This window comes from Deltaproteobacteria bacterium (assembly GCA_016183175.1).
GTDB lineage: Bacteria > UBA10199 > UBA10199 > UBA10199 > SBBF01 > JACPFC01.
On record JACPFC010000001.1, the window covers coordinates 1 to 23,289 of the forward strand.

A 23,289-nucleotide genomic window follows, 5' to 3' on the forward strand; every position below is an offset into this window, starting at 1 on the left:
CAAACAGCCGACAAAACTTCAAGAAAACCACCCAAGACTGAATTGTTACCATGAAAAAACCCAAGATAATTATTGTCGGCGGCGGAATTGCGGGGCTTATGGCCGCCATCAGAATTGCCGAGAGGGGGTTTCCGGTCCGGATTTTTTCCCCCATTCCGGTCAGGCGTGCGGGATCGGGCTTAAGCCACGAGGGAATCAACGCGGCGGTGAACAGCAAGGGGGATGGCGATTCGCCGGAAGTCCACTTTGAAGAGACCGTCACCGCCGGGGGCTTTTTGGCCAACCAGGAGCCTCTGCGTCAGATGTGCTTTAAGGGGCCGGAGATTGTCTCGTTATTCGATCGGATGGGGGTGCCGTTCAACCGGACGCCGGAGGGATGGATCGATTTTCGCCGTGTAGGAGAAGGAAAATATCACCGGACGGCATTCGCGGCCGGAGCCACCGGCAGTGCCGGAGCCACTGGCGGGGCCAGCGCCACCGGCCGGCAACTTCTTTACGCCCTCGATGAGCAGGCGCGCCGTTATGAATCCGAAGGGCTGATTGAAAAATTCGAGGGGTGGGAATTTTTATCCATCGTCAAGGATGGTTGGGATATCTGCCGGGGGATTGTCGCCATCCACCTATCCGGCATGGAGATCAAGGCCTTCCCCGCGAATGCCGTGATTGTTGCTACCGGCGGGCCGCTGGGGATTTTTGCCAACACGGCAGGATCGGCTTTGGACTGCGGCGCCTACGCCTCCTCTCTCTACCAGCAGGGGGCCTGGTACGCAAACGGCGAGTTCATTCAAACGCATCCCACCGCCATCCCGGGCCGGGACAAATTCCGTCCCATTCCCGAATCGGCCCGGTTTGAGGGGGGGCGTTTCTTTGTCCCCCGCGACGGACAGCCGTTTTATTTCATGGAGGAGTGGCATTCCGCCCATGGAAATTCGGCCCCGCGAGATCTTTTATGTCGTTCCATTCATAAGGTAGTTTATGAGATGGGGCTTGGGCCAAAGGGGGAGAGGGCGGTTTATCTTGACCTCACCTACCTTCCCCGGGAAATTTTTGAAAAGAAACTCAAAGGGGTCGTTGAATATTGCAAGAAATTCGCCGGGCGCGACCCCAGAGAGGTTCCGATAAAAATTTTTCCCGCCGTCTGCACCTCGATGGGGGGGCTGTGGGTGGATGACGACCAGATGTCCAACATTCCCGGCCTCTTTTCCGCCGGGGAGTGCGATTACCAGTATCACGGGGCCGAAGCCCTTGAAGGCAACACCCTCTTGTCCGCCGGTTATGGGGGGATGAAGACGGGGGATGCGGTTGTCACGTATGTCGAAGGGCTTGAAGCGGGGGCCGATTCGGTTGATGCCCCCGTTTTTTCCGCGGAGGCGAAGAGGCAGTGGGCGATCAATCAGGAGATTCTCGACCGCACCGGGAATGAAAATGCGCATCAGATCCGCCGGGAGCTGGGAGAATGGATGCGGGAGAATGTTTCCATCGTCCGAACCAACGATCGGCTCAAAAAAACCGATGAAAAGATCCGCGAGCTTTTGCAGAGGTTGCAAAAGGCGCCGCCCGCCGACCGGAGTTCCTGGATGAACCCCGAATTGATTTTTTCGCGCCGTCTTTACAACATGCTGGAACTAGCCCGCGTCATCACCTTAAGCGCCTTCCTTCGCAACGAATCGCGCGGTGCCCATTACAAGCCGGAATTTCCCGAACGGGATGACCGGAATTATTTAAAGACGACAAAGGCAAGCTGGTCCGCCTCGGGCGGAGGGCCGAAGATCGAATATGAGGATGTGATGCTCAAGTATTTGAAACCGAAGGCCAGACTGTTGGATGCTGTGAGGAAGGCGGGATGATGAATAAAATCTATCTCAAAATCAGGCGGCGGGACCGCCCCGAGGCCGATTCGTATTGGGAGGATTTTCAAGTTGTTGCGGAACCGGGCATGAATGTGATTGCGGGTCTCATGGAAATTCAAAAAAATCCGGTGAACGCGAGAGGGGAGGGAACCACCCCGGTTGTCTGGGAGGAAGGCTGTCTGGAGGAGGGGTGCGGATCGTGCACGATGATCATCAACGGGGAGGTCCGCCCCGCCTGTTCGGCGTTGCTCGGGGCTTTAAGCCAGCCGGTCCGGATTGAGCCGCTTTCCAAATTTCCCGTTGTCCGCGATCTGGTTGTCGACCGGTCCAAAATGTTTGAGGCGCTCAAAAAAGTAAAGGGGTGGATTCCGATCGACGGCACCCATAGCATGGGTGCCGCTCCTGCAGTCCGATTCTCCGGGGCCGATCGGCTAAAGCTCTTCGAGCTGGCGCAATGCACCTCCTGCGGCGCCTGCCTGGAGGTCTGTCCCCAGTATCACGAAAAATCGCCGTTCATCGGCGCCGCCGCAATCAGTCAGGTGCGGCGGTTCGACGGGCATCCCACCGGAGCGATGCAGAAGGGGGTGAGGTTGGAGGCTTTGATGGGGGAGGGGGGGTTGGATGACTGCGGCAACGCGCAAAATTGCGTGAAGGCCTGTCCGGTGGACATTCCGCTCACCGAGTCGATCGCCGAGATGGGGAGGGAGGTGACGAGATATGCCTTCGGAAAATTATTTGGTATGTAGGGGCGCACGGCCGTGCGCCCCTACAGGATTTTATCCAACTCCCCCTTCTGCTCCAACCCCACCAATTCCTGATATCCTCCAATCGGTTTGTCATCAATAAAAATCTGTGGCACCGTTTTTTGTCCCGTTGTCTCCCGCAACCATTTTCTCTTTTCTTCGTCCCCTTCCACGTTGATCTCCCCGAATTTTACCTTCTTGTTTTTGAACAAAGCCTTCGCGGCCCTGCAGTAGGGGCAATAGGTGGTGGTGTAGATGGTGATTTTGGGCATCGGTGTTATTAAATCCCCCCTGCCCCCCCTTTGTCAAAGGGGGGATGTGGGGGGATTTTATCCAGTTGCGAATTGATTCCTGTCCCGTTATATCTTTTTGTCATGTCCATTGGCCTCACTATTGCCTTAACGGCCATCGGCGCCTCTCTCTTGGCATGCGTACTCTATTTTCTCTTTCACACCTTTCAACAAAGAGTCGACGCCCTCCAAAATCAGCTCCGGATCAGCCTCGACGGAAACACGCAGATTCTTCAACAGCAGGTGGCCCTTCTGACCAAACAGCTGGACGAGCGGCTCAATCAAACCGCCCAGATCAGTCAGGAGGCCAACAAACAGATCGGCCAGAGGCTCGACAACGCGGCGAAGGTCTTTGGCGACCTGCAGAACAAGCTGGGCAAGCTCGATGAGGCCAATCAGAAAATTTATAATGTTGGCAAGGACATCAGTTCGCTTCAGGAGATTTTAAAAAGACCCAAGGCCAGGGGGAGTCTGGGCGAATTTTTCCTCGCCGATCTTCTGGCCGAAATGCTCCCGCGTGACCGTTTCGATCTTCAATACCGGTTCAAGAGCAACGAGCAGGTCGATGCCGTCGTCCGGATCGGCGACAGGTTGCTACCGATCGACTCGAAATTTCCCCTCGAAAATTTCAGCCGCCTCGTTCTGGCTCCGACCGACGAGGAGCGGATCGCGCTTAAAAAACAGTTTATCGCCGATGTCAAAAAGCATGTCGACGCCATCGCCCGGAAATACATCCTTCCCGAGGAGGGAACGTTTGATTTTGCGTTCATGTACATTCCCGCGGAGAATGTATTTTATGAAGTCATCATCCGGGATGACGATTTGGGGGAGGCGCAATCGCTTCAGGAATATTCCCAGAAAAAAAGGGTGATCGCCGTTTCGCCCAACAGTTTCTACGCCTATCTCGGCGCGCTCATGTATGCGCTTCGCGGCGAGCGGATGCAGAAAAATGTCCACGAGATTATCGCGCAGATCCGGCACTTGGCCGTCGACATCATCAAATTCCGGGAGGATTTCGACAAGATCGGCCATCATCTGACCAATGTGCGGGGAAGCTATGAAGCCTCTGAAAAGAGATTGAACCGGTATCAGGAGCGGTTGGAGAAGGTGCATGAGACGGAGACTTTGCTTGAGGAGCAAAGACCGGTAAAGCTGGTTCAATCATGAAAAAGGCCTTCCACATCTACACCGTCTCCGACGCCACCGGCGAGCTGGCCAATAATCTGGCCGTCTCGGCCATCGGCCAGTTTCCGCAGGTTAAAGTGAAAATCGTCCGGCGTCCCCGCATTACGACGGAGAGGGACATCCGCCGCGTGACGGCCGAGGCCAAAAAGGTCCGCGGGGTCATTTTGTTCACGATGGTTTCGCATGATGTCCGCCGCCGGGTCCTCTCCGAGGCAAAAAAAGAGGGGGTGGTGGCGATGGACATCATGGGCCCGGTGCTCGACATGCTCTCCCATTATTTTCACACGCTCCCCTCCGACGAACCGGGGCTCCAGTACAAGGTGACCCGCGATTATTACAAGAGAACCGAGGCGGTCGATTTTGCCGTCCGCCACGACGACGGCCTCGGTTTGGAAAGCCTGCACGAGGCGGATATCGTCATTCTCGGCATCTCCCGCACCTCCAAGACGCCGCTCTCCATTTATCTCGCCTTTCAGGGCTACCGGTGCGCCAACATCCCCATTGTGAAGGGGATCCCTCTGCCCAGTCGGGTCTTCGATATCGATCCCGGAAAACGGGTGGGGCTGATCATTTCGCCCGACAAGCTGGCGGGGATGCGTTCCACCCGCCTCAAAAAAATGGGACGGCCGGAGACGGAACACTACGCCCAGATGGAACATATTTCCGAGGAGTTGAACTATGCCCGCGAAATTTTTCGCGCGCTGGGTGAAATTCCGGTCATCGATGTCACGGGCAAGGCCATCGAGGAGACAGCGGCGGAGATACTGCACGAATTGAAATTGTGACCCCTCACCCTGGCCCTCTCCCCCAAGGGGAGAGGGGAAGATATCCATTTTATAAATCGAAGAAGTCGAGCGGGATGACCGTTACTTGAGTGACGCCGTGGACATAGTGCTGACATGTGATGATGTTTTCAAGGTCCGAGGCGACCGGCTTAAAATGCGGTTCCCCAAAAGTCAGCTGGGTCTCCACCTGCGGTTCAGAGAGATTGACGGCAAAAAGTTGCGTCCCTTCCGGAAGCTCCTTGTCATAAATGACCATGTCATTGGTTATCGGGATTGTGGGGGATTTATTGGCATAGTCGGGATCGGCGGTTAAGGCTATGTCGATCCGCGTCGCCAGATCGTAGTGATGGATCTGCCGGACCCCTCCCAGCTCGTCAATCAGGTAGGCAAATCCCGAATCGTCCCGGAGCATGCGGGGCTTGCGAAACGGACGCCCTGTTTCAAAAAGCACGGTTGGGTTCACCATGGTGGCGGTATCAAACCGATAGGCCCGGTTCAGGTCTTCCTCTTCGACAAAGACGATGGCAAACGACGAGTCGTAGGAACAGGCGGCCGAAAGGATGGTGGCGTTTGCAATTGAATGCCCCATTCCCGTGCCCAATACGCCCGTTTCGCTCAAATACCGCCGGATGACAAAGGCCTCTCCGCTTCCCCTTTTTTCAAACTGGATGATGGTATTGTCGTCCTTGCAGACCATAACTTCGCGGCCAAGCACCTGGCCGTGGACCGCATCGCCGGTTAAAGACTCGACGATGAAATCGGTTCCCGTATCCGGGAAAAATTCGTGGACCATCAGGTTGTCCGCCACATACACAAAAGCGCTCCCGTCGGAGAACCACTGCTGGCTGTTGAAGATTGTCACCGTGGAGTCAACAGCAAGTTTTAAAGGGAGTCCCCCCTCTGTATTGATGATTCCCATCGTTTGATTGCCGTTCCCATCGACGGTGGTAAAAGTCGTCTGCCCCGCGTGGCCGAAGTTGGGGTCCGGGTTGGGGGCAAAATCGACCTCCTCGTCGATGGCGTCGGCAATGTTGGTGATCGGGTTGGAAAAGGAGGTGCCGAAGCTGGTGGCCTGCTGAATCGTGATAAAAATCGGGGCGCTCCCTTCGTCATTTAAAAAAGTCTGAACCGCGAAGGTGTCTCCCTCGTCGCCGATAGAACTCACATCGATGTCGCCGCCGCCGTTTGCGTCCGCCACAATCGTCACGGTTTTGGATGTGTCAGCGGTGTTGGCGGCGATGACGGCGGTGTCCGGCTCGGTAGCGAAGTCGTGCAGTCTGATGATAAGCCTTCCGGTCGTTGCATGTTTGGGTCTGACCAGCGTCGCTCCCCCCCCGCCGATCCGGTTGATCCCCTCGATCAGGGTGGCATCGACCGGTTCCATCCCCTTGGCGATGGAGACAGGGATGTCAACCGGTCCGTCCGAAAATTCCCCTCCGCTCCCTTCTTCTTCAGCGGTCGAGTCATCGTCCGTGACGCTCCCGCCGAAGGTACTCCCGTTAAAACCGCTGAAGGGGGAGCAGGAACCGAGCCCCCCAAAGCCGCCGGACCCCGGGGCCGCCATCGAATTTTCATCGGCCCCCAGACTGTAAAACGACCCGGCCAGGTTGAGGCAGAGGAGGATTGCCAGCAGAAGGGCCAATCGGACCGATCGGGCGGACAGGCGCCTGAAAATGAAAAGCCCCAAAACAAAAATCGCCATGACAACACCGCCTGCCATCCCCTCGCCGTTTTGCGCAAGCGAGCATCCCCCTCCCCCCCCGACCGAATTTACCACGCCGGTAATCGTCACCGTTTTCGGCTCGCTGATGAGCGTGCTGTCGGTGGTTCCATCGGAGGCGGTGCAAAGGAGGCTTAAGCCGGTCGATCCTTTCAGCAGTTTGACATACGAGGTCGATGTTGCAGAGGGGTCCTCCACCACCAGATCGTCTTCATCCTCGGAGTACCAGAGCGCGGAAAGTTCAACCCCTTCAACACTGCTGGCACAGGCGCCGGTGAGCGAATAACTCGTTTCGCCTCCGGAAAACACCTCTTCGGTGTAATCGGCAATCTCGGCGGTGACGTCGGTCAGGGAGGCATCCTCGTCGATCAGGAAACTCATCGTATCCCCTGTTTCGGTTTCCTCCTCGCTTTCGTCCGCCTCAAGGGCCAAAAGCGCCGTCTCATCCGCCTCAAGCGATTCGGTTCCGGGGTTGGAGAAGGGGGTTATCGATCCGTCCTTTCCCACGGCGCTGACCTCAAAAGAGATCGTTTCGCCGTTTTCATCCGGGACATCGAAACAACAGATGGGGCCGGTGCATTCCACATCCACCGCCAGCCCTTCCACCTGTTCCACAAGACATTCACTGATGCCTGTTTTTGGGACCCCGCAATAGAAACAGGCCCTTGAACCGGGGAGGACCGCCTGTCCGGCAGAGCTGAAAACCGCTGTTTCCGTCAAACCACCGGCCGTGTCTCCCGTACCTTCGGCGGCAACAACGGTGACGACTCCTTTTGCCTTGGGGGACGGACAGCCGATGGATGTCTCGCCATATTTTTCTCTCGCCGGTTTGGCCGAGACGCCGACCCCAATCTGGTAGGTACCGGCCACCGGAGGGATAAAGGTGGCGCTGTTTCCGGTGCTGTTCAAAAAACGCCCCTCGGCAGGTCCGTCGATCTGTCCCCATCGAAACGCCGGCGTAACCAGCTTGAAACGGGTTTGCGCCGTGGCGCTCAAAACAACCGGCGTTCCGGCGGTTGCCTCGTAGGTCTCTTTTTCCATCGTGACGCCGAGATCGATTTTTGTCGGGAAAACGGCAAGCCGCGTCGTCTCGGTGGTTGGTTGCATGAGGACCATCACGTCCTTGTTACCGCAGGCATCGATATTATAAAGGGCGATATCCCTGACGAACCCGCCGATTTCCATCGATTGAACCGGTGAAAATTCCGGCCCGCCGGTCGGCGATCCGTGGCGGTTAAACGCGTAATAAACGCGGTTTTTTTCTCCCGGCGGCGACAGGCCTTCGCCGAAGACGACATCCGGCCTCAAGTCAAAATTGATATCCCCCACGGCCAGACCGTGCGGTCGGGTTACGGCCGGGAAGTTGGTCCGTGTCAACAGAGGCCCCGGACTTAAGGTGTTATTCGGTTCGTTGTAAAGAATTTGCACCCCCGGACTCATCGGCCCCTCCAGCAGAACCGCCAAATCGGGGCGGCCGTCCAAATCGAAATCGCCTGCCCTGATGGCCGAGGGATTGGTGTGGTCGGGCAACAGATAATCGACCTTGCCGATATCAAAGTCTTTCCGGTCGCCGGTTCCATCCCCCTCGCCATAGACAAGAAAGACGCGTCCTTGCCCGGAAGAACCGACGCGGAGGAGGAGCGCCATATCGGCGGAACGGTCCTGATCGAAATCGGCAACGGCCAGCGTGCCGAGATCGAATGACGGAGGTCCCGAACCGGCCCCCCATGTCTTTGCAAGGGTTCTTGGTGAAGAAAAAAAACTGCCGTTCAATTTCGAAAGGAAAGTGACAATTTTAACCACTGTTTGATCGGGCCCTGTCGCGGAGAGGACGAGAGTTAAATCGCCAAGGCCGTCTTCGTTGAGATCCTTGTAAAGAACACTGTCGCCCCCCAGCGGACGCATATTGCCGCCGCTTTCCGTGCCCCCGAAGGACGACGAGGGGCCCTTGCCGCCCAACCCGTCGCTACCTAACACCTTCAAAATGACCGCAAAGACGGGATCCTCCGGATTGTTGTAATTGACGATCAGACGGTCGGGAAAGACGTCGCTGTCGAAGTGGCCGACAATCCCGTTGGTTAAAAGCGAGTCAAGGACAATATCGGTATCGAAGGCCGGTTCCCCTTTTTTTAGTGTGTTGGTGGTTTTGCCGTTTTCGTGGAGCGTCGGTCCGGATGGCAAAGTAATGCCGGTAGCGGTTTGCCCCGTGGCGCCCGGGTCGGCAGGCCAGTCGGACACGGAGGCGTAACAGATGGAATCGGGGGTGAGGAGGGTTTTTCCGCCCTTGGTGCGGGGACGCTGGACAGGGGCGCAATCGAATGTGGCCATCCACTTGGGGAGATCGATGCCATAAGGGGTGAGAAAATCACCGGGAGAGGTTGTTACCCCCTCCGCCCACACACGTCCGCTTTCCATCCCTTCCCCCAAGGCGAGGAAAAGGAGGATGAATAATATCTTCCTCACGATATTTTTATTATAGCCCTGTTTCTCCTCTTCTGCCATAAGGAACCTCGCGTTTTCTCCTTTTTAGTAAGCAATATTCAGGCCAAATGTTTTTTTTCACGGGCTAAATTTTTATCCTTTATTTTCAATAGGTTAATAAATTATCCGGGCCTCTTTTTTGGGCAGGGAGGGGGAAAGGGGGTAAAAAACGTCAAAAAAATGGCAACCCCTTTTTCAAAATGAGAAAATTGAAAAAAATCAGACAATCACGGTCAGCGGATTTGGGGAATTTCTGATGGAAATCCGGTCGCCATAGCGGAGCGGACAGACCAGCTGAAGGCCGTCGATATAAAGCGCCGCGTGGAGCATCAAATTGATAAACCGGATGGAGCGGCCCGGCGAAATCATCCCGCCGGTGATCCGGTAAGGGGGATGACGCCCCCGATAGGGTTCGCGGACCAGAAACTGCATCTGTGGGGAAAAAAGAGGCATGATCTTTCCCCCCGCCGCGTGGATGGCGGCGGTGGAGCCGGAAGAGGTGGAAATCCAGACGCCGGAGCTTTTCTGTTCCTCTTTTTTGCCCCCCACCGCGATCGTATATCGGCTGGTTCCTCCCGGTTGCGTGTTGCAGAACAAAACGTCGTTTAACGCCAGGTGTCTCAAATTTTTTCCGTTCACCCGGATCTCCAGACGGTTGAGCCGTCGCGTCCGGCCACCCCCTTCCAGAATCCCCTTTAATTTTTTGGGGAATTCCTCAAGCGTCATGGAGCAGAGGGCGCCCACGCTGGAGGCCGGGTTGGAATTGACCCCCAACATCAACTGCCGCCCCGCGGCTGGCCGCCCCACGCCGTGCGACCGGGTGACCCGGTGCGCCCGGGTGACCCGGTGCGAAGCGCGCAGAAAGGTGCCGTCGCCGCCGACGGTGATGACGAGGTCGTATCGATTTAGCGGGGGGAGTTTATGTCTGGAGGTGGCGGTAAAGCGAATGCCATGTTTTTTGAGTTCTTCCCTGATTTTTTGGATCGTGCGCGAATGGGCGACATGCTCCTTGTAGAGGCGCCTGGCCAGAGGGTGTCGGCGGTGAAGGGAGATTTTTTTCTGGAAGAGCGACCGCTTGAAGACGAGAAAGACTTTTTTGATCCCGCGTTGTTTTTTGTGCATAAGCCAGTTAAATTCAAAATGCAAAATGAAAAATTCAAAGCCATAATTCAAAACTAAAAATTTTTAAAACGTTTTGAATTTTTTATTTTTTGTATCATGGGTATGCACTTGACGCTCGTAATGGCATTTTTACTCTTTCTTGTCATTCCCGCGAAAGCGGGAATCCAGTCTTTTCAACCAGTTCTGGATTCCTGCCTTCGCAGGAATGACTGAAGGGGAGTCAAATGCATACCCATGTTTTGTATAACCCGTTCTTCTCAATATACTCCACCACCTCCGGCGCCAGGTATTTTGTAACCGGTTTTCCCGCCTTAATCAATTCACGAATCCGACTGCTGGATATGTCCATGAAAGGGGAATTTTCAAATCCCGGTCGCGGAACAAAAAGGAACGCCGCCTCGCGTTTTAGCGCCTCCGGATCTTTCCATTCTGCCATCTCTTCCCGGCAGTCGCTTCCGACCACAACGGCGAATTGACAATCGGGATTTTTCTTCTTAAGGGCGCGAAGGGTGTTGATCATGTAGGATGGCCTTGCCTTCAGTTCTTTTTCAATATCCGAAATTTTCACCTTTGGCCCCAAGCCGGCAAAGTCAAGTTCGCACATCCGTCTGCGATGGGGGTAAGAGGCCAGCTCTTTTTGAAACGGATGGTCAAAGGTCGGTACGATCCAGACCGCATCAAAATCAGGGAGGTCCTTGAGATATTCTACCACCTGACGGTGAGCCAGATGGGGGGGGTTAAACGAGCCGCCAAAGAGGGCGATTTTGACTTGGGGCCCTTTCGGCCCGTTTGTTGCTACTCGCGTCATATATTTCGGGCCTCAAATGGCCCCAAACCCCGCGCTCGCCACTGGCAAAGCCAGCTGGCTCGCTTTTAAAATTTTAATAATTTCAACAGGTTATTAACAATAAAAAAACACGCAACTTTTTTATAAATCTGCCGATAACTATATTGGATATGAAGAAAGCCTTTCTTATCATTTTCTTTGTCCTTTATCACTTCCTAATTCCCTTCGTCTTTGCGAAGTGCGCGGGGGAGGACCTCCCCTACGATCGGCTCTCGGAGGATGAGTCATCCGATGAAATCGACGCAACCGCGGATGAAAGCGACGATTGCGACTGCGAGGGGATACTCACAACGGACTGCGTGGATTTTTGTCAGGATGAAATCGACGCCGAGGACGAGTCTGACACATCTGACGAATCCGACACGTCCGACGAATCTGACGCGTCCGACTAAAACTACCGCACATCGGTTGGCCGATTATACGGCTCCGGCCGGGCCTGCGGTTCCGGCCACTGTCCGGTTGCTTAGGCGATTATAAAGAAACATCAGAGACAGTCCGATGAAAATCCAGACGATGGTGCGGAGGCGCCGGACCAGTTGGATCGCCACCCCTGCAATGGGGTTTAAGCCCAGCAGATGAAGGAGAATGCCGTAGGCCCCTTCCATGACCCCCATGCTTCCCGGAATAAAAACGAAGACGATGTTCACCAGGACGGTCAAGGTGGCCAGATAAAGCGCCCCCAGGAGGGGAAGGGGGATCGACATGAAATGGGCCACGAGGTAGATTTCCGCCACGCCGCAGAGCCTTCCAGTGAGATGACAGGCCAGAACCGTGTAGAAGCGCCGCGGGTTGTGATGATAAAAATGGGAGATTCTCCCGTCGATTTCCTCAATCGGCTTCAGGAATTTTTCGGCCCTTAATTTCCTGAAACCAAACCGCGAGACGGCGCGCGTCAAAAAATCGAAGATTCCTTTCTTCTGGCGGTGAATGAAAAACCAGGTAAGCCCGCCGATTCCCCCCGTGATGACGGGAAAAAGGATTTTCCACGCGGAGGGGAGGTCGAGCGCCACCCAGGCGCAGAACATGCCAATGGTCAAAAGAATCACCGTCCCGAGCGACTGCATCGTCCGGTCAAGCACCACCGACGCGGTGGAGAGCGTCCCGGGCATCCTTTTTTTCAGAAGAAGAATCCGCACCGGGTCCCCCCCCATAAAACTCACCGGCGTCAGCGTGTTGACCGATTCCCCCCCCAGCTTGATCTTCAGGAGGGACCAAAAGTTGATGTGCCGGCCGGTTTCCTCCAGCGCGAGATACCACCCCAGCGTATGGAGGCTGTACCAGGAAAAGGGGATTACGAGAACGTAAATGAGATCCCAACCCAAATCCCTGAATGTCCGCACCAGTTCCATGTAACCGAATTTTCGGATGAGGAAAGAGAGGAGGACCAGCCCCGCCACGAAAAAGAGGGGGTTGATGAGTTTTTTTGCCGCTGACAAGATCGGGCTTTCTAACAGAAAGAGGGGAGGGTGTAAACCGGTTCTGTAGGCCGGCCGTTTGACTTTTTTATCAGCTTGGCGTAGGTAGGGGGCATCCTTGAAATCGTAACGGCAACTCTTGTCTTTTTATGATTAAAAAAGCGCTTGTCATTGCCGCCGGGAGTGGGAGCCGGCTGTCTCAAGGGGAAAACGACATCCCCAAGCCGTTGAGAAAGGTGGCGGGGTTGCCTCTTATCAAGCGAATTATCCTGTCGGCAAAAAAGGCGGGGATTACGGAGTTTATCGTCGTTGTCGGCTATCAAAAGGAAAAAATCATCCAGGCCCTCTCCCGTGAAGATTTAGGGGGCCGACCCGGCCTGGGGGTGAAAATTGAATTTATCGAGAACCCGGAATGGCAAAAATCAAACGGCATCTCGGTTCTGGCGGCCCGAGAAGCGATCCGTGAAAATTTTGTTCTCCTGATGTCCGACCATATCTTCGATCCCCGGACGCTCGAGCGTCTGCGGGATGTGCGTCTTGGGGCCAACGGCGCTGTGCTGGCGGTTGACTCCAACCTCGGCTCCGTCTTCGACATGGATGACGCCACCAAGGTGCTGGTGGAAAAGGACCAGGTGATTGCCATTGACAAGAAGCTTTCCCAATACAACGCCGTCGATACCGGCATGTTTCTGGCGACTCCCGACCTGTTTGAGGCGCTGGAAGAGGTGAAAAAAGAGGGGGATTGCTCCCTCTCCGACGGCATCCGACTGCTCGCCTCCCGTAGTCGGATGGGGGCCTTCGATATCGGGGATGCGTATTGGCAGGATGTCGATACCCCCACCTCCCTCAAACAGGCCGAAAAAATCCTCTTCAACACCTGCCGAAAGCCGACCGACGGCTTTATCTCGCGCCATTTCAACCGGCACATCTCCCTTTTTATCTCACGTCTCCTGATCAAAACCAATCTTTCGGCCAACCATGTAACCGGCTTGACCGCCCTGGTGGGAATCCTCGCGGGGGTTTTTGTGGCGCGGGGAGACTACTGGAATGTTTTGCTCGGGGCGTTTTTGTTCAAACTTTCCTCCATCCTCGACGGTTGCGACGGCGAGATTTCGAAGTTGAAGTTCTCCTCGTCAAGGCTTGGCCAGTGGCTCGATACCCTTTCGGACAACTTGACCTATGTCTGTTTCATCATCGGTGTCGTTATGGGGGTGGCGCGGCTCGGGAACCCGCATATCGCGCTGATGGGGAGCCTGACTGTTTTTGGCGTCGGGATGACGATCCTCACGGCGTTTGTCTATCTTGTCCGCAACAGCAACTCCGGGAGTTTGCTGGTGATCCAGAGGGATTTCAACAAATTTGAAGGAGGCCCTCTGAAGAAATTCTTTTCCCGTGTTCAGTTCATGATCAAGCGCGATTTTTTTGCCCTTCTGTTTTTTGTCATGGCCGTTTTTGGAAAACTGGAGTGGATTTTGTGGACCTCCCTTGTCGGTTCGAATATCGCCTGGATGGTTTTTCTCAACAGCTATTTGGGGTTGTTTAAGCCGACCGTTGTTGTGAAAGAATCACCCGATCCCGCTTCACGGTAAACCATTATGCCAATCGCCGATTCATTTGCGAACTATAAGCGTCTCCGGGGTGTTGTCCGCTACGCGGACATTCTCATGAAAAACCGGCCGGTGCTGGTGAACCTGGAACTCATCAAGAGTTGCAACGCCACCTGCCATTTTTGCGTCTGCTGGAAAATGGACGCCGGTCCCCGTCTGTACGACTACGGCCCCGTCATCGAAAAGATCAGGCCGATCGTCGTCTCGTTGAACGGCGGCGAGCCTCTCTTGAGAAAAGACATCTGTGACATCGTCCGCCAGGTAAAGCCGCATACCATTTATGTCTCGCTCATCACCAACGCCGGTCTTCTCACGCTGGAAAAGGCTGGCGAGTTGATCGACGCGGGGCTCGATCAGCTGACGATTTCCCTCGACTATCTGGACGGCCGACACGACGGGGTGCGCGGCATCCCCAATCTGACCCGTCATATTCTTACGCTTGTCCCGCAGATTACGGCGACCGGCTTCAAAAACGTGGTGTTCAACACCATTATCATGGACTCCAACCTCGATCAGGTTGTCACCATTGCGGAAAAGGCGCGCGAACTGGGGGTGCGGGTCTCTTTTTCGGCCTACTCATCCAACAAGGCCGACAACGACTCGGAAGTGATCGCCGATCCGGCGCGGCAGGAAAAATTGAGGCACGTCATCGAACAGCTCAAATTTTTAAAGCGCAAAAACAAAAACATCGTCTCTTCGGAATATTTCTTCGACCATGTCCCCATCTTTTTCGAGCACGAAAAAATCGGCGGGTGCAAGGCGGGCCAGCGCTGGATGACCATCACCCCCGACGGCTACATCCAACCCTGCTCGGAAACCCCGCGCGTCTGCCACTACACCGAATACTCCCCCGACAAATTCGGCGACATCGACTGCGATGTCTGCTGGTACGCCTGCCGGGCCGAGTCCCAGGCCCCCGTGACCATCAAACGAGTTGCGGAGTGGATAAGACGTTAGATTTATAACATATTAACTATATGTAATTAAATAACTAATTTTAATATTAAAAATTATGTTTTAAATCTAACATACTTGTGTTAGGCTATAAGCTGTGGAAGCACCCGCTACTAAAAAATTAGATTCTTCGCTTGAGTTGAATGAAGAAAACACCCACATTCTGGGAGGTGCTTTTTGGAATCTGGTCCGCCTCTATGGTCTGGGCCGCCGGGAACAGGCCACTCTTTTGGGGGTGAATCCAAACAATCGCAAATCGTTGAAAGATTACGAGCAAAAGAAGGCAATTCCCCTGGATCCCGACAAATTCTTAAGGGTCGGTTTTCTGTTGGGGATTCACAAGAATTTGAGAATCCTTTTTCCGCAAAATGTCAATATTGTCTATCACTGGATGACAACCAGGCAAGAGCTGTTTCATCATAAAACCCCGATGGAATTTATTGAAGAAAATCCTGCCAACTCTCTTCTTCACTTGGCTACTGTCCGAAGAGCCTTGGACATTCTCCGCACCGGTTTCTAAAGATGAAGCCCGAAAAGGTTCCTTTTAAGCCCACAGCAAGGAATTTTTCAAGTTTTCGAAATATAGCCACCTTCAGCCTTCCACAGAATATATATGATGATATCGCTCCTCCATCGGCTTTCGAGACGATTTACAAACACGAAAATTCTTCCAGCGGCATCGATCATCAAAAGAAGAAAATAAACCGCCCATTTCAATATGGCGATGCTTCTTTGAGTTTGTATGTGTTTCAGAAGCTGAAATGGAAAAGGGGACGGTTCAGCAGTGGGATGAAGTATGGTGTCTGGTACGGCGCGCTGGAGGAAGAGACATCCCGTCTGGAAATTCTTTACCATCTGCTGAAACAATCAAAGGAGTTGTTTCAAAATCCGAAAATCAGCGATCCTCAAATTGTCCATCAGCGTGTCATGTTAAAAGCCCAATGCCGGGCGTCCCGATTGGTTGATTTGACAAAAATGCCGTCAATTCATGCAAAACTGACGGATGATAATTATGTATTTTGTTATTCCATGGGGGAACGGGCAATGAGGGAAAACATGGATGCTTTTTTTTCTCCTTCGGCCCGGGTATCGGGTGGAACATGCACGCCGATTTTCAATCCCGACACGATTCAGAAGGATGAAATCATCTATTATTTCGATTTTATCGTTCACCGAGACATGAGGGTTAAATACAAGAAATCCCAGATTGAGGCGCTGACAATTCCTTCTCAATGGAACATTTAAATCGGGGGCTTTGCCGCTGGCGCCCCCGTACCCCCCGTTCGCTCGGACGGAATAAATCCGATCCTCGCTCACCATTAAAACGACGTCCCGAACTGGAAGTAAACGGTCCCGTTGCGGATGTCCTGCCCGAAGAGGCTGTCGGTCAACCCGGCGATCTGGTCTCGGTTCAAAACGATGACGGCATAACCGATACGGGCGGTCACCGGCAGGCCGTAACCGATGACGAGGTCCCCCTTCAACTCGGCGCCGACCCCCAGAAAGAAATCCTCAAAAAATTCCCGTCCGTCCTTTCCCCCTTCAAACCAGCTGTCGCCGTAGTCGCCGAAAAACGAGAGGTGGATCGTTCTCAAAAAAATCGGCCAAGTGCCGATGCCTCGGTCCACGGTGGCCAGCGGGAGGCGGTATTCGCCGGTAAAGACCAGAACCCGGTCGCCGGCATAAGTAATCCCCGGCAGGCCCCGGAGCGAAAAGAGTTTGCTGGAAACCTGGGCAAGGTTCCCTTCCCCAAACGGGCCGCCAAAACGGAAGGTCCCGTTGAACTGCGGGTTGCCCCAGGCAAAGCCGCCGGTGGCTCTTAAGCCGAATACATGGTGATCGGCGTAGGGCATTTCAAAATAATAGCGAAAGTCGCCGGTCAAAACCCTCTGCTCGTTGTCATCCGCGGCGCCGAGAAGAGAATCGGTGATGTCGAAAGTAACATTGAAATAAGGGCCGTCTTCCTGGCTGATGGAATTGGGAAACTGCTTGTAGCGGACGTAGGTGTAAGAGGTGCGAAATCCCGCGTAGGCGTCGAGATTGGTCAGGGTGAAACCGGTCGGGATGTCGGAGAGGTTGTCCCGGTTTTCATAGAAGTAGCTGGCCGAAAAGAGATGGTGGCCGGCGGGCACGGCGACACCGGCATACCCCTGTAGTCTCTGTTCGAAAAAATCCTCGCCGGTCCCGAACAGATCGCCCCAGTTGACGGCGTAGCGCACGGCTCCCGCAAAAAAGGTGGGGCGCCGGCGCGTGTAGGCATAACTCAAGCCGCCGCCCAAAAAATTGGCGTCGGTCCGGTAGTTGGCGTAGAGGTCCCACGAATGGCGGTACATCGGGTCGAACCGGCCGGTGGAAAAACCGAACAGGAAGGCGTCATCGAGCGTAACGAAGGTGGGGACGATGTAGCGCGGGACCAGCACCTGCGGAAAGGCGCTGTATTTTTTGGAGCCGGGAAGGACCAAATCTTTAACCGGGGGCGGCTGTTTTTCCTGAAGGGCCGGTTCGTATTCAGCGGGGAGGGAAGGGGGCATATGCGGATCGCCCGATTTTTCAGACGGCTCCGAAGCAACGGAGGTGGATGACGCCGGCAGAGCGGCCATGGAGGAGGCGGACGACCATGACGGCAATTTCAGGTCCTGCAAATTCGCCTGTGAGATATCGGTCCCCTTCGCGGTGTAGTATTTCACGGTGAGTTTCTCCCCGTCGGGGGAAATTTGCGGCTGGTAGACGCCGGTCAACACATTGGTGGCCTGTTCCGGTTTTCCACCAAAGGCGTTGACCCGGTAAATATTGGGAATCCCGCTTGAGTCCGACTCGAAATAGATGGTGCGGCCGTCGGGGGACCAGACCGGATGATTGTCGTTGGCCTCGTCGTCGGTGAGTTTGCGGATCGCCTCGCCGCTCTTCGTATAGAGGACGATGTCCCGGTTCCCCTCGTGGTCGCGCCGCGAGACGACGATTTTTTCCCCGTCCGGCGAGAAACGGGGATTCGAAAACTGGGTGTATTTGGGCGCATTGGTCAAATAATATCCCTTCTTGTTCGTCCGGTCGAAAACATAAAGGTTGTCCGTCCCCACGGCTGTCCGGACCATGACCAGCCACCGGCTCCCCCCATCCAGAGGGGAAAAATCGGGGTCCGAGGCGCGGAGCGATTTTTTTCCACTCCCTTTTTCGTGCAAACGTTCGATTTTTTTCTGTTTCAAGTCGTACGTGTAGACATCGGAATAAGAGGCGTAGGGTTCCACTCCGGCAATTCCGGAAAAGGCGAGGGTGTTTCCTCCATCGCGGCTGAAGGCCATCTGGCCGTAGACCCCGCGCTTTAAAACAACGGGCTCCCCTCCCGGTTTTGTCACAATAACCAGTTGCGACTCTTCGTCAAGACCGGCCCGGGTGTAGGCATGGCCGGTCCCGGAGGGATGCGGGGTGAAGTTGCCCAGTTGCTCCTTTTTGTCGGCGATCAGGGGGACAAGGGGGGTGACCCCTTTGGCCTCGATCTCCCTTTTTTCCGCCGCATATTTTCCCTTGAGCTCGATTTTCCATTCGTTCCAAAGCTGATAAAAACTTTTGTTGAAGACTCGACGCGCCTTGTTGTTAAGCGAAAAAAGCCAGAGGCCGGAGGCATATTCCTCCATGTAGCGGACAATCGCCTCCTCGCTGTATTTGCCGGCCAGCCACTGCCAGAATTTGACGCCGTAGACATACTGCGTGTTGCTCCCCGGAAATTTGCGCCCCAGCCCGGCCGCCTCGTCGATTCTGGGGAACTTGTCTTCCAGCACGGCGTTTCGGATGATCATCTCCACGTACGGGGAATTGCCGCGCCCACGGCCGGTTTCGACCGTTTCCTCCCAGGCGGCGATTCCCTCGCGCATCCATCCGGGGGTGAGGCCGTTTGGGGCCACGATTTTCCCAAAGACCCAGTGAAACGGGTCGGCAATCCGGTGATGCTGGTCGATGTGGAGGATGTGGGTGTATTCGTGGGTAAAGAGGAGTTCGAGATAATTTTTGTAATTGTCGAGCGACGAGTCGGAATCGGGCGGCGTCACAAACAGCAACAGGTAATTTGCCGGAAGGACGGTGGCCAGCCCGTTGGCCTGATCGTTCTGGTCGATGAGCACGATGTGGGTCCGCCCCCACGGCTTCCAGTTTAGTTTATCCGACAGTTTGGCATGAACCCGCTCGGCGATCTCGGAGAGATCCCGCGCCGCCTCGGCTGTTTCTTTCGGGTAGTGGATGTAGAAATGTTCCGTTTTGAGGGTGTAAACATCCAGCGAAGGCTTGTAAAAGGCGGCATAAACAGGCGCAGAAAGACACGCAAACACGACGAAAAAAATCAGAGGGAGAAGCTTTTTCATTCCGAAGAAAATTTTTCTTAGAATACAGAAAGTTGCGCTTGCGTGCAAATGGTAAATAAAATAATCTGTGGCATCCGGATGGGGAGATCTGTTTCGCTGGCATCAGCTGCTCTATTCGAACGATTTTTTGCAAGTTATGTCTCGTGCTGAACCAGTGGTGATTTTGTCCTTTTGTCGTTTCGCCTTCGCCACCGCTGACCGCCAGGCATCACAGATCTCCCCATCCGGAATCGCACAAGATTGATGCCAATTTATAACGTCATCATCATCGGTTCCGGGCCGGCGGGTTTGACCGCCGCCATCTATGCGGCGCGCGCCAATCTCAAGCCGCTCCTCATCGAGGGGTATCAGGCAGGGGGGCAGTTGATGATCACCACCGACGTGGAAAATTATCCCGGCTTTCCGGAAGGGATCATGGGGCCTGAACTGATGGGGCTGTGGCGCAAGCAGGCCGAGCGGTTCGGGACGGAGCTGGTCACCAGGGACGTGACCAAAGTCGATTTCAAGTCGAAACCGCTCAAGGTCTGGGTGGGCGAGGAAGTTTTCGAATCAAAGACCGTTATTATTTCCACCGGCGCCTCCGCCAAACTGTTGGGGCTTAAAAACGAACTGCGCCTGATGGGAAAAGGGGTATCGGCCTGCGCCACCTGCGACGGCGCCTTTTTCAAGGGGGAAAAACTGGCGCTTGTCGGCGGTGGCGATACCGCCATGGAAGAGGCGCTCTTTTTGACGCGGTTTGCCTCAGAGGTGACCGTCATTCACCGTCGCCGTGAATTGCGCGCCTCCAAGATCATGCAGGATCGCGCCATGAAGAATCCCAAAATCAAATGGCTGTGGGACACGGCGGTCACCGATGTACTGGGGGAAAATTCGGTTACGGGGCTTCGGATCAAAAATGTCAAGACAAACGAGGAGAAGGATTTTCCCTGCGGCGGTTTTTTTGTGGCGATCGGGCACGAACCGAACACAAAGCTTTTCGAAGGCCAGCTACTGATGAAAAACGGATACATCGTCACCGAGCCGAAAACCACAAAAACCGGGATCCCCGGCGTCTTTGCCTCAGGCGATGTGCAGGATCATTATTACCGTCAGGCGGTCACCGCCGCCGGGTCCGGTTGCATGGCGGCGATAGACGCGGAACGTTTTTTAGAGAGCTTAGGAGCGTAAGAGCTTAGGAGCCTGGGAAAGAGGGGGAGAGCTTAGGAGCGTAAGAGCTTAGGAGCCTGGAAAAGATGCAAGGGAGAACGTTTAAGGATTTGGAGTGCTGGAAAAAGGCGAGGGAACTTGTTAAGGAAATATATCAGGTTACTCGCTCCGGATCTTTTTCAAAAGATTTTGGTTTGAGAGATCAAATCCAGAGATCAGCAGTGTCCGTTATGGCCAATATTGCCGAGGGTTTCGGCACTTTTTCTGATGTTGAATTTATCAGATTTTTGAGCATTTCCATTCGTTCAGCTTATGAGGTTCAGTCTCATCTTTGTGTCGCATTGGATGCGGGGTATTTACAAGATCGGGAATTGAATCGACTGGATTATTTGTGCAATGAATGTATCAATCTGGCCAAGGGGTTTATTCGGTATCTTAAAGAGAAAATCTAAAATTTCCTACGCTCCTAAGCTCCTAAGCTCCCAAGCTCTAATTTTGATCATTTTCCTTTTGTTGCCTTCGCTTGCCCAAGCAGGAATCTTCGATCTGTCCAGTTATCATCCTTTTGGCCCCCTGCCGGTCCGGACGCAGAATCCGCTCTATCTTCTCTTTGTCGGCTCAACGCTTACGCGCGCGCAAACCCTTTCCAAAGGCGATTTTTCAACCTCCATTGAAACGACCTTCGGCAATCTCTTCGAGCGGCGCGTGCGGGCGACGGGGCTGGGGATCGACCTCGACATGGAACTTATCCGAACGGCGGTCGATTTTTCTTATGGTCTGACGGACCGTTTGGAACTGGGGCTTCAGCTTCCGTTCCTCTCCTTTTCAGCCGGATTTCTCGATTCGTTTATCCAGGGGTATCACTCTGCCTTCGGGTTTCCCAACGCCGGAAGGGACAAAGTGGACAAGGGACGCTTCTCGTATCTTGTGACCCGGAACGGGGCGGCGCTTTTTACGGCCGATCAGGCGGACTTTGCCTTAAGCGATCTGGTCCTGTCTCAAAAACTCCATGTTTTTGATGAGTCGAAAAGGTTCCCGGCCCTTTCCCTCAAGAGTTCCCTGAAATTGCCGACGGGAAGCCGAAGTGGGGCGACCGGGAGCGGGAGGCCTGATTTCGGTTTATCAATCCTTGCCGAAAAATCCTACAAGAGACTGCACGGCTACACGCAAGCCGGATTTCTGGTTCTTGGGGGGCATGACGATCTGGATCCCTTTCTTAAAAATGGCTCCTTCATCTTTGGACAGGCCTTTGAGATAAATGCGTTTGAGCATCTTTCGTTTGTGGGACAGGTATCGGGCCAGTCGGCGATTTTCAGCGGAACGGAACTGCCGGAGCTTTCCAAGATCGCCCTCGATCTGACCTTTGGATTTACCGGAGAGGTTCCTGCCGGAAAAACGGTCAAAAAAATCCGCTATGTCGCCGCGTTTACGGAAGACCCCACCTCGGAAGGACCGTCGGCGGATTTTTCGCTCTATTTCAATTTGGGGGTGGAATATTGAGGGGTTCAAATTCCTTCATCCTTGACAAAGCCTCCTCATCCTGATTTATGACCCCCATCAGGTGGGGGAACCCGGTGCGCCTTGAGGGCGAGATCAGAGGCAAGTCCGGGACGGTCCCGCCGCTGTAACTCCTCCAATAGATTTTCAAGCGCCAAAGCCCGCCTCTCCCCTTGGGGGAGAGGCCGGGAGAGGGGAAGTCAGAAGACCCGCCTGATACCAGCATAAACCCAAACGGTGCGCGCGACACCAGGAGGCCTTATGATCCCGATTCGAGCGGTTCCTTTTTTTGTCCTTTTTTTTCTTGTCTCGTGCGGTTCGGTCGATACCCTTTCGCTCGACGATTCTGATCCTGATATCGTCTCCGGCACAACGGCGGTTTTCCTGTTCGGCACCGATTTTGCCTCTTCCGGCCAGCTCTACACCGCCGATTTTGATACTCCCTCCGGCTTGTCGAATACGGGGGTCACAGGGCTTGGGTCGAGCGCGGTAATCCGCTTCTTTAACGGAGTCCTGTATGTTTTGCATGACGGTTTTTCCATCGCCAGCTCCGACAACGTCCAGATTCTCGACCCGGCAAACGGCTTTGAAACAATCGGCCAGTGGTCCACAGGCAACGGCGCCAATCCGCAGGATCTGGTGGTGATCGCAAACAAGGCCTACATTTCCCTCTACAATCCGGAAAATGACGCAGACAATATTGATGGAGAGGGAAATCCTGGAGACCTGATTGTCATGAATGTCGAGACCGGTGAAATTGAAAAGCGCTTGAGTTTTTTTGATTTCTTGAACGACGACGGCAACCGAACCGCCCGGGCGGCGGCGATGGTTTTGGCGGATGATCTGATTTACGTCTGTCTGCAGGATCTGGAGGGGGATTCTTTCGAGCAAAATACCGCCGGTAAAATCGGCGTCATCAATACCTCAACCGATGAAGTTGGAGGGGTCATCACGCTTCAGGGGAGAAACCCGGTGGATGTTGTTTATTCCGGGGATGAAAACAAATTGTTTGTCGCCCTGCAGGCCCCCTACGACTACACTCTCGGCAACTTTGACACCTCGAAGGCCTTTGGCGGGGTTGAAATTGTCCCTCTGGCCGATCCGGGAGACACCATTCTTTTGGCCGACGAGGATTTGGGGGGATACATCGAACGTCTGGCCGTCTCTGACGATACCCTGTTTATTGTGGTCTCGGAGATGGATTCGACCACTTTTGAATTCACCTCCGAGATTCTCTCGATGTCTGACGGGGCCGAAAGCGCGGATGAGGCCTCGGTATTTGTCGAAGGAAGCTC

Annotated in this window: 19 protein-coding genes and 1 riboswitch; of the genes, 13 read left to right on the top strand and 6 right to left on the bottom strand. The window is 54.4% G+C overall.

The features are described from left to right. Positions 1–50 precede the first annotated feature (50 nt). Together sdhA and sdhB are read left to right on the top strand one after the other, a co-directional pair. Complete coding sequence (sdhA, locus tag HYU99_00005; protein MBI2338743.1) at positions 51–1,847, top strand: succinate dehydrogenase (quinone) flavoprotein subunit; 1,797 nt, start codon at positions 51–53, stop codon at positions 1,845–1,847. Then, complete coding sequence (gene sdhB / locus HYU99_00010) at positions 1,844–2,596, top strand: succinate dehydrogenase iron-sulfur subunit (protein ID MBI2338744.1); 753 nt, start codon at positions 1,844–1,846, stop codon at positions 2,594–2,596. Before sdhA ends, sdhB begins: the two co-directional genes overlap by 4 nt. 20 nt (positions 2,597–2,616) lie before the next feature. Here the strand turns inward: sdhB and grxC are convergent, their stop codons facing one another. Beyond that, positions 2,617–2,865 carry a glutaredoxin 3 gene (gene grxC / locus HYU99_00015; GenBank protein ID MBI2338745.1) on the bottom strand — a complete coding sequence of 83 codons (249 nt, stop codon included), beginning with the start codon at positions 2,863–2,865 and terminating at the stop codon, positions 2,617–2,619. Positions 2,866–2,967: 102 nt separating this feature from the next. Here grxC and HYU99_00020 point away from each other — a divergent pair, with 102 nt between their 5' ends. Continuing rightward, positions 2,968–4,050, top strand: coding sequence for a DNA recombination protein RmuC (locus tag HYU99_00020; protein MBI2338746.1), 1,083 nt, complete (start codon positions 2,968–2,970; stop codon positions 4,048–4,050). Then, positions 4,047–4,853, top strand: coding sequence for a kinase/pyrophosphorylase (locus tag HYU99_00025; protein MBI2338747.1), 807 nt, complete (start codon positions 4,047–4,049; stop codon positions 4,851–4,853). Before HYU99_00020 ends, HYU99_00025 begins: the two co-directional genes overlap by 4 nt. A 49-nt stretch (positions 4,854–4,902) precedes the next feature. Here the strand turns inward: HYU99_00025 and HYU99_00030 are convergent, their stop codons facing one another. The 3 genes from HYU99_00030 to nadD form a co-directional block, all read right to left on the bottom strand. Beyond that, entirely contained in the window at positions 4,903–9,075 is a 4,173-nt protein-coding gene (locus HYU99_00030) for a VCBS repeat-containing protein (protein ID MBI2338748.1), read from the bottom strand. A gap of 198 nt (positions 9,076–9,273) precedes the next feature. After that, positions 9,274–10,176, bottom strand: a complete 903-nt coding sequence (locus HYU99_00035; protein MBI2338749.1) for a hypothetical protein — start codon at positions 10,174–10,176, stop codon at positions 9,274–9,276. A 220-nt stretch (positions 10,177–10,396) separates the two neighbouring features. Then, positions 10,397–10,984 carry a nicotinate (nicotinamide) nucleotide adenylyltransferase gene (nadD, locus tag HYU99_00040; protein ID MBI2338750.1) on the bottom strand — a complete coding sequence of 196 codons (588 nt, stop codon included), beginning with the start codon at positions 10,982–10,984 and terminating at the stop codon, positions 10,397–10,399. 149 nt (positions 10,985–11,133) lie between these two features. Here nadD and HYU99_00045 point away from each other — a divergent pair, with 149 nt between their 5' ends. Beyond that, positions 11,134–11,415, top strand: a complete 282-nt coding sequence (locus tag HYU99_00045; GenBank protein ID MBI2338751.1) for a hypothetical protein — start codon at positions 11,134–11,136, stop codon at positions 11,413–11,415. A gap of 24 nt (positions 11,416–11,439) precedes the next feature. On the opposite strand, the gene HYU99_00050 is transcribed toward HYU99_00045, so the two are convergent. Then, positions 11,440–12,459, bottom strand: coding sequence for a flippase-like domain-containing protein (locus tag HYU99_00050; GenBank protein MBI2338752.1), 1,020 nt, complete (start codon positions 12,457–12,459; stop codon positions 11,440–11,442). A gap of 128 nt (positions 12,460–12,587) precedes the next feature. Between HYU99_00050 and HYU99_00055 the strand changes: the two genes are divergently transcribed. The 4 genes from HYU99_00055 (at position 12,588) to HYU99_00070 (ending at position 16,244) form a co-directional block, all read left to right on the top strand. Next, positions 12,588–14,027: an NTP transferase domain-containing protein gene (locus HYU99_00055; GenBank protein ID MBI2338753.1), complete on the top strand. Its 1,440-nt coding sequence runs from the start codon at positions 12,588–12,590 to the stop codon at positions 14,025–14,027. Between the two features lie 6 nt (positions 14,028–14,033). Further along, entirely contained in the window at positions 14,034–15,002 is a 969-nt protein-coding gene (locus tag HYU99_00060; GenBank protein MBI2338754.1) for a radical SAM protein, read from the top strand. A gap of 94 nt (positions 15,003–15,096) precedes the next feature. Further along, complete coding sequence (locus HYU99_00065; GenBank protein ID MBI2338755.1) at positions 15,097–15,519, top strand: hypothetical protein; 423 nt, start codon at positions 15,097–15,099, stop codon at positions 15,517–15,519. Positions 15,520–15,521: 2 nt separating this feature from the next. Then, positions 15,522–16,244, top strand: coding sequence for an RES family NAD+ phosphorylase (locus HYU99_00070; protein ID MBI2338756.1), 723 nt, complete (start codon positions 15,522–15,524; stop codon positions 16,242–16,244). A gap of 74 nt (positions 16,245–16,318) precedes the next feature. Here the strand turns inward: HYU99_00070 and HYU99_00075 are convergent, their stop codons facing one another. Then, positions 16,319–19,351: a PD40 domain-containing protein gene (locus tag HYU99_00075; protein MBI2338757.1), complete on the bottom strand. Its 3,033-nt coding sequence runs from the start codon at positions 19,349–19,351 to the stop codon at positions 16,319–16,321. Between the two features lie 243 nt (positions 19,352–19,594). On the opposite strand from HYU99_00075, the gene trxB reads away from it, so the two are divergent. The 4 genes from trxB to HYU99_00095 form a co-directional block, all read left to right on the top strand. Further along, on the top strand, positions 19,595–20,518 hold the full coding sequence (gene trxB / locus HYU99_00080; GenBank protein MBI2338758.1) for a thioredoxin-disulfide reductase: 924 nt from the start codon (positions 19,595–19,597) through the stop codon (positions 20,516–20,518). Positions 20,519–20,583: 65 nt separating this feature from the next. Continuing rightward, positions 20,584–20,949 carry a four helix bundle protein gene (locus HYU99_00085; protein ID MBI2338759.1) on the top strand — a complete coding sequence of 122 codons (366 nt, stop codon included), beginning with the start codon at positions 20,584–20,586 and terminating at the stop codon, positions 20,947–20,949. 43 nt (positions 20,950–20,992) lie between these two features. Further along, positions 20,993–21,997 carry a DUF3187 family protein gene (locus HYU99_00090; GenBank protein ID MBI2338760.1) on the top strand — a complete coding sequence of 335 codons (1,005 nt, stop codon included), beginning with the start codon at positions 20,993–20,995 and terminating at the stop codon, positions 21,995–21,997. Between the two features lie 42 nt (positions 21,998–22,039). Further along, positions 22,040–22,226: riboswitch (cobalamin riboswitch) on the top strand. A 29-nt stretch (positions 22,227–22,255) separates the two neighbouring features. Beyond that, positions 22,256–23,289 (top strand): hypothetical protein (locus HYU99_00095; GenBank protein MBI2338761.1); only part of this gene is annotated, 1,034 nt, incomplete at its 3' end.

Coding starts and splice junctions, on each gene's coding strand:
- HYU99_00045 (MBI2338751.1), top strand. CDS start 11,134: ATGAAGAAAGCCTTTCTTATCATTTTCTTTGTCCTTTATCACTTCCTA.
- trxB (MBI2338758.1), top strand. CDS start 19,595: ATGCCAATTTATAACGTCATCATCATCGGTTCCGGGCCGGCGGGTTTG.
- grxC (MBI2338745.1), bottom strand. CDS start 2,865: ATGCCCAAAATCACCATCTACACCACCACCTATTGCCCCTACTGCAGG.
- HYU99_00075 (MBI2338757.1), bottom strand. CDS start 19,351: ATGAAAAAGCTTCTCCCTCTGATTTTTTTCGTCGTGTTTGCGTGTCTT.
- sdhA (MBI2338743.1), top strand. CDS start 51: ATGAAAAAACCCAAGATAATTATTGTCGGCGGCGGAATTGCGGGGCTT.
- HYU99_00030 (MBI2338748.1), bottom strand. CDS start 9,075: ATGGCAGAAGAGGAGAAACAGGGCTATAATAAAAATATCGTGAGGAAG.
- HYU99_00025 (MBI2338747.1), top strand. CDS start 4,047: ATGAAAAAGGCCTTCCACATCTACACCGTCTCCGACGCCACCGGCGAG.
- HYU99_00035 (MBI2338749.1), bottom strand. CDS start 10,176: ATGCACAAAAAACAACGCGGGATCAAAAAAGTCTTTCTCGTCTTCAAG.
- HYU99_00020 (MBI2338746.1), top strand. CDS start 2,968: ATGTCCATTGGCCTCACTATTGCCTTAACGGCCATCGGCGCCTCTCTC.
- HYU99_00055 (MBI2338753.1), top strand. CDS start 12,588: ATGATTAAAAAAGCGCTTGTCATTGCCGCCGGGAGTGGGAGCCGGCTG.
- sdhB (MBI2338744.1), top strand. CDS start 1,844: ATGATGAATAAAATCTATCTCAAAATCAGGCGGCGGGACCGCCCCGAG.
- HYU99_00060 (MBI2338754.1), top strand. CDS start 14,034: ATGCCAATCGCCGATTCATTTGCGAACTATAAGCGTCTCCGGGGTGTT.
- HYU99_00070 (MBI2338756.1), top strand. CDS start 15,522: ATGAAGCCCGAAAAGGTTCCTTTTAAGCCCACAGCAAGGAATTTTTCA.
- nadD (MBI2338750.1), bottom strand. CDS start 10,984: ATGACGCGAGTAGCAACAAACGGGCCGAAAGGGCCCCAAGTCAAAATC.
- HYU99_00085 (MBI2338759.1), top strand. CDS start 20,584: ATGCAAGGGAGAACGTTTAAGGATTTGGAGTGCTGGAAAAAGGCGAGG.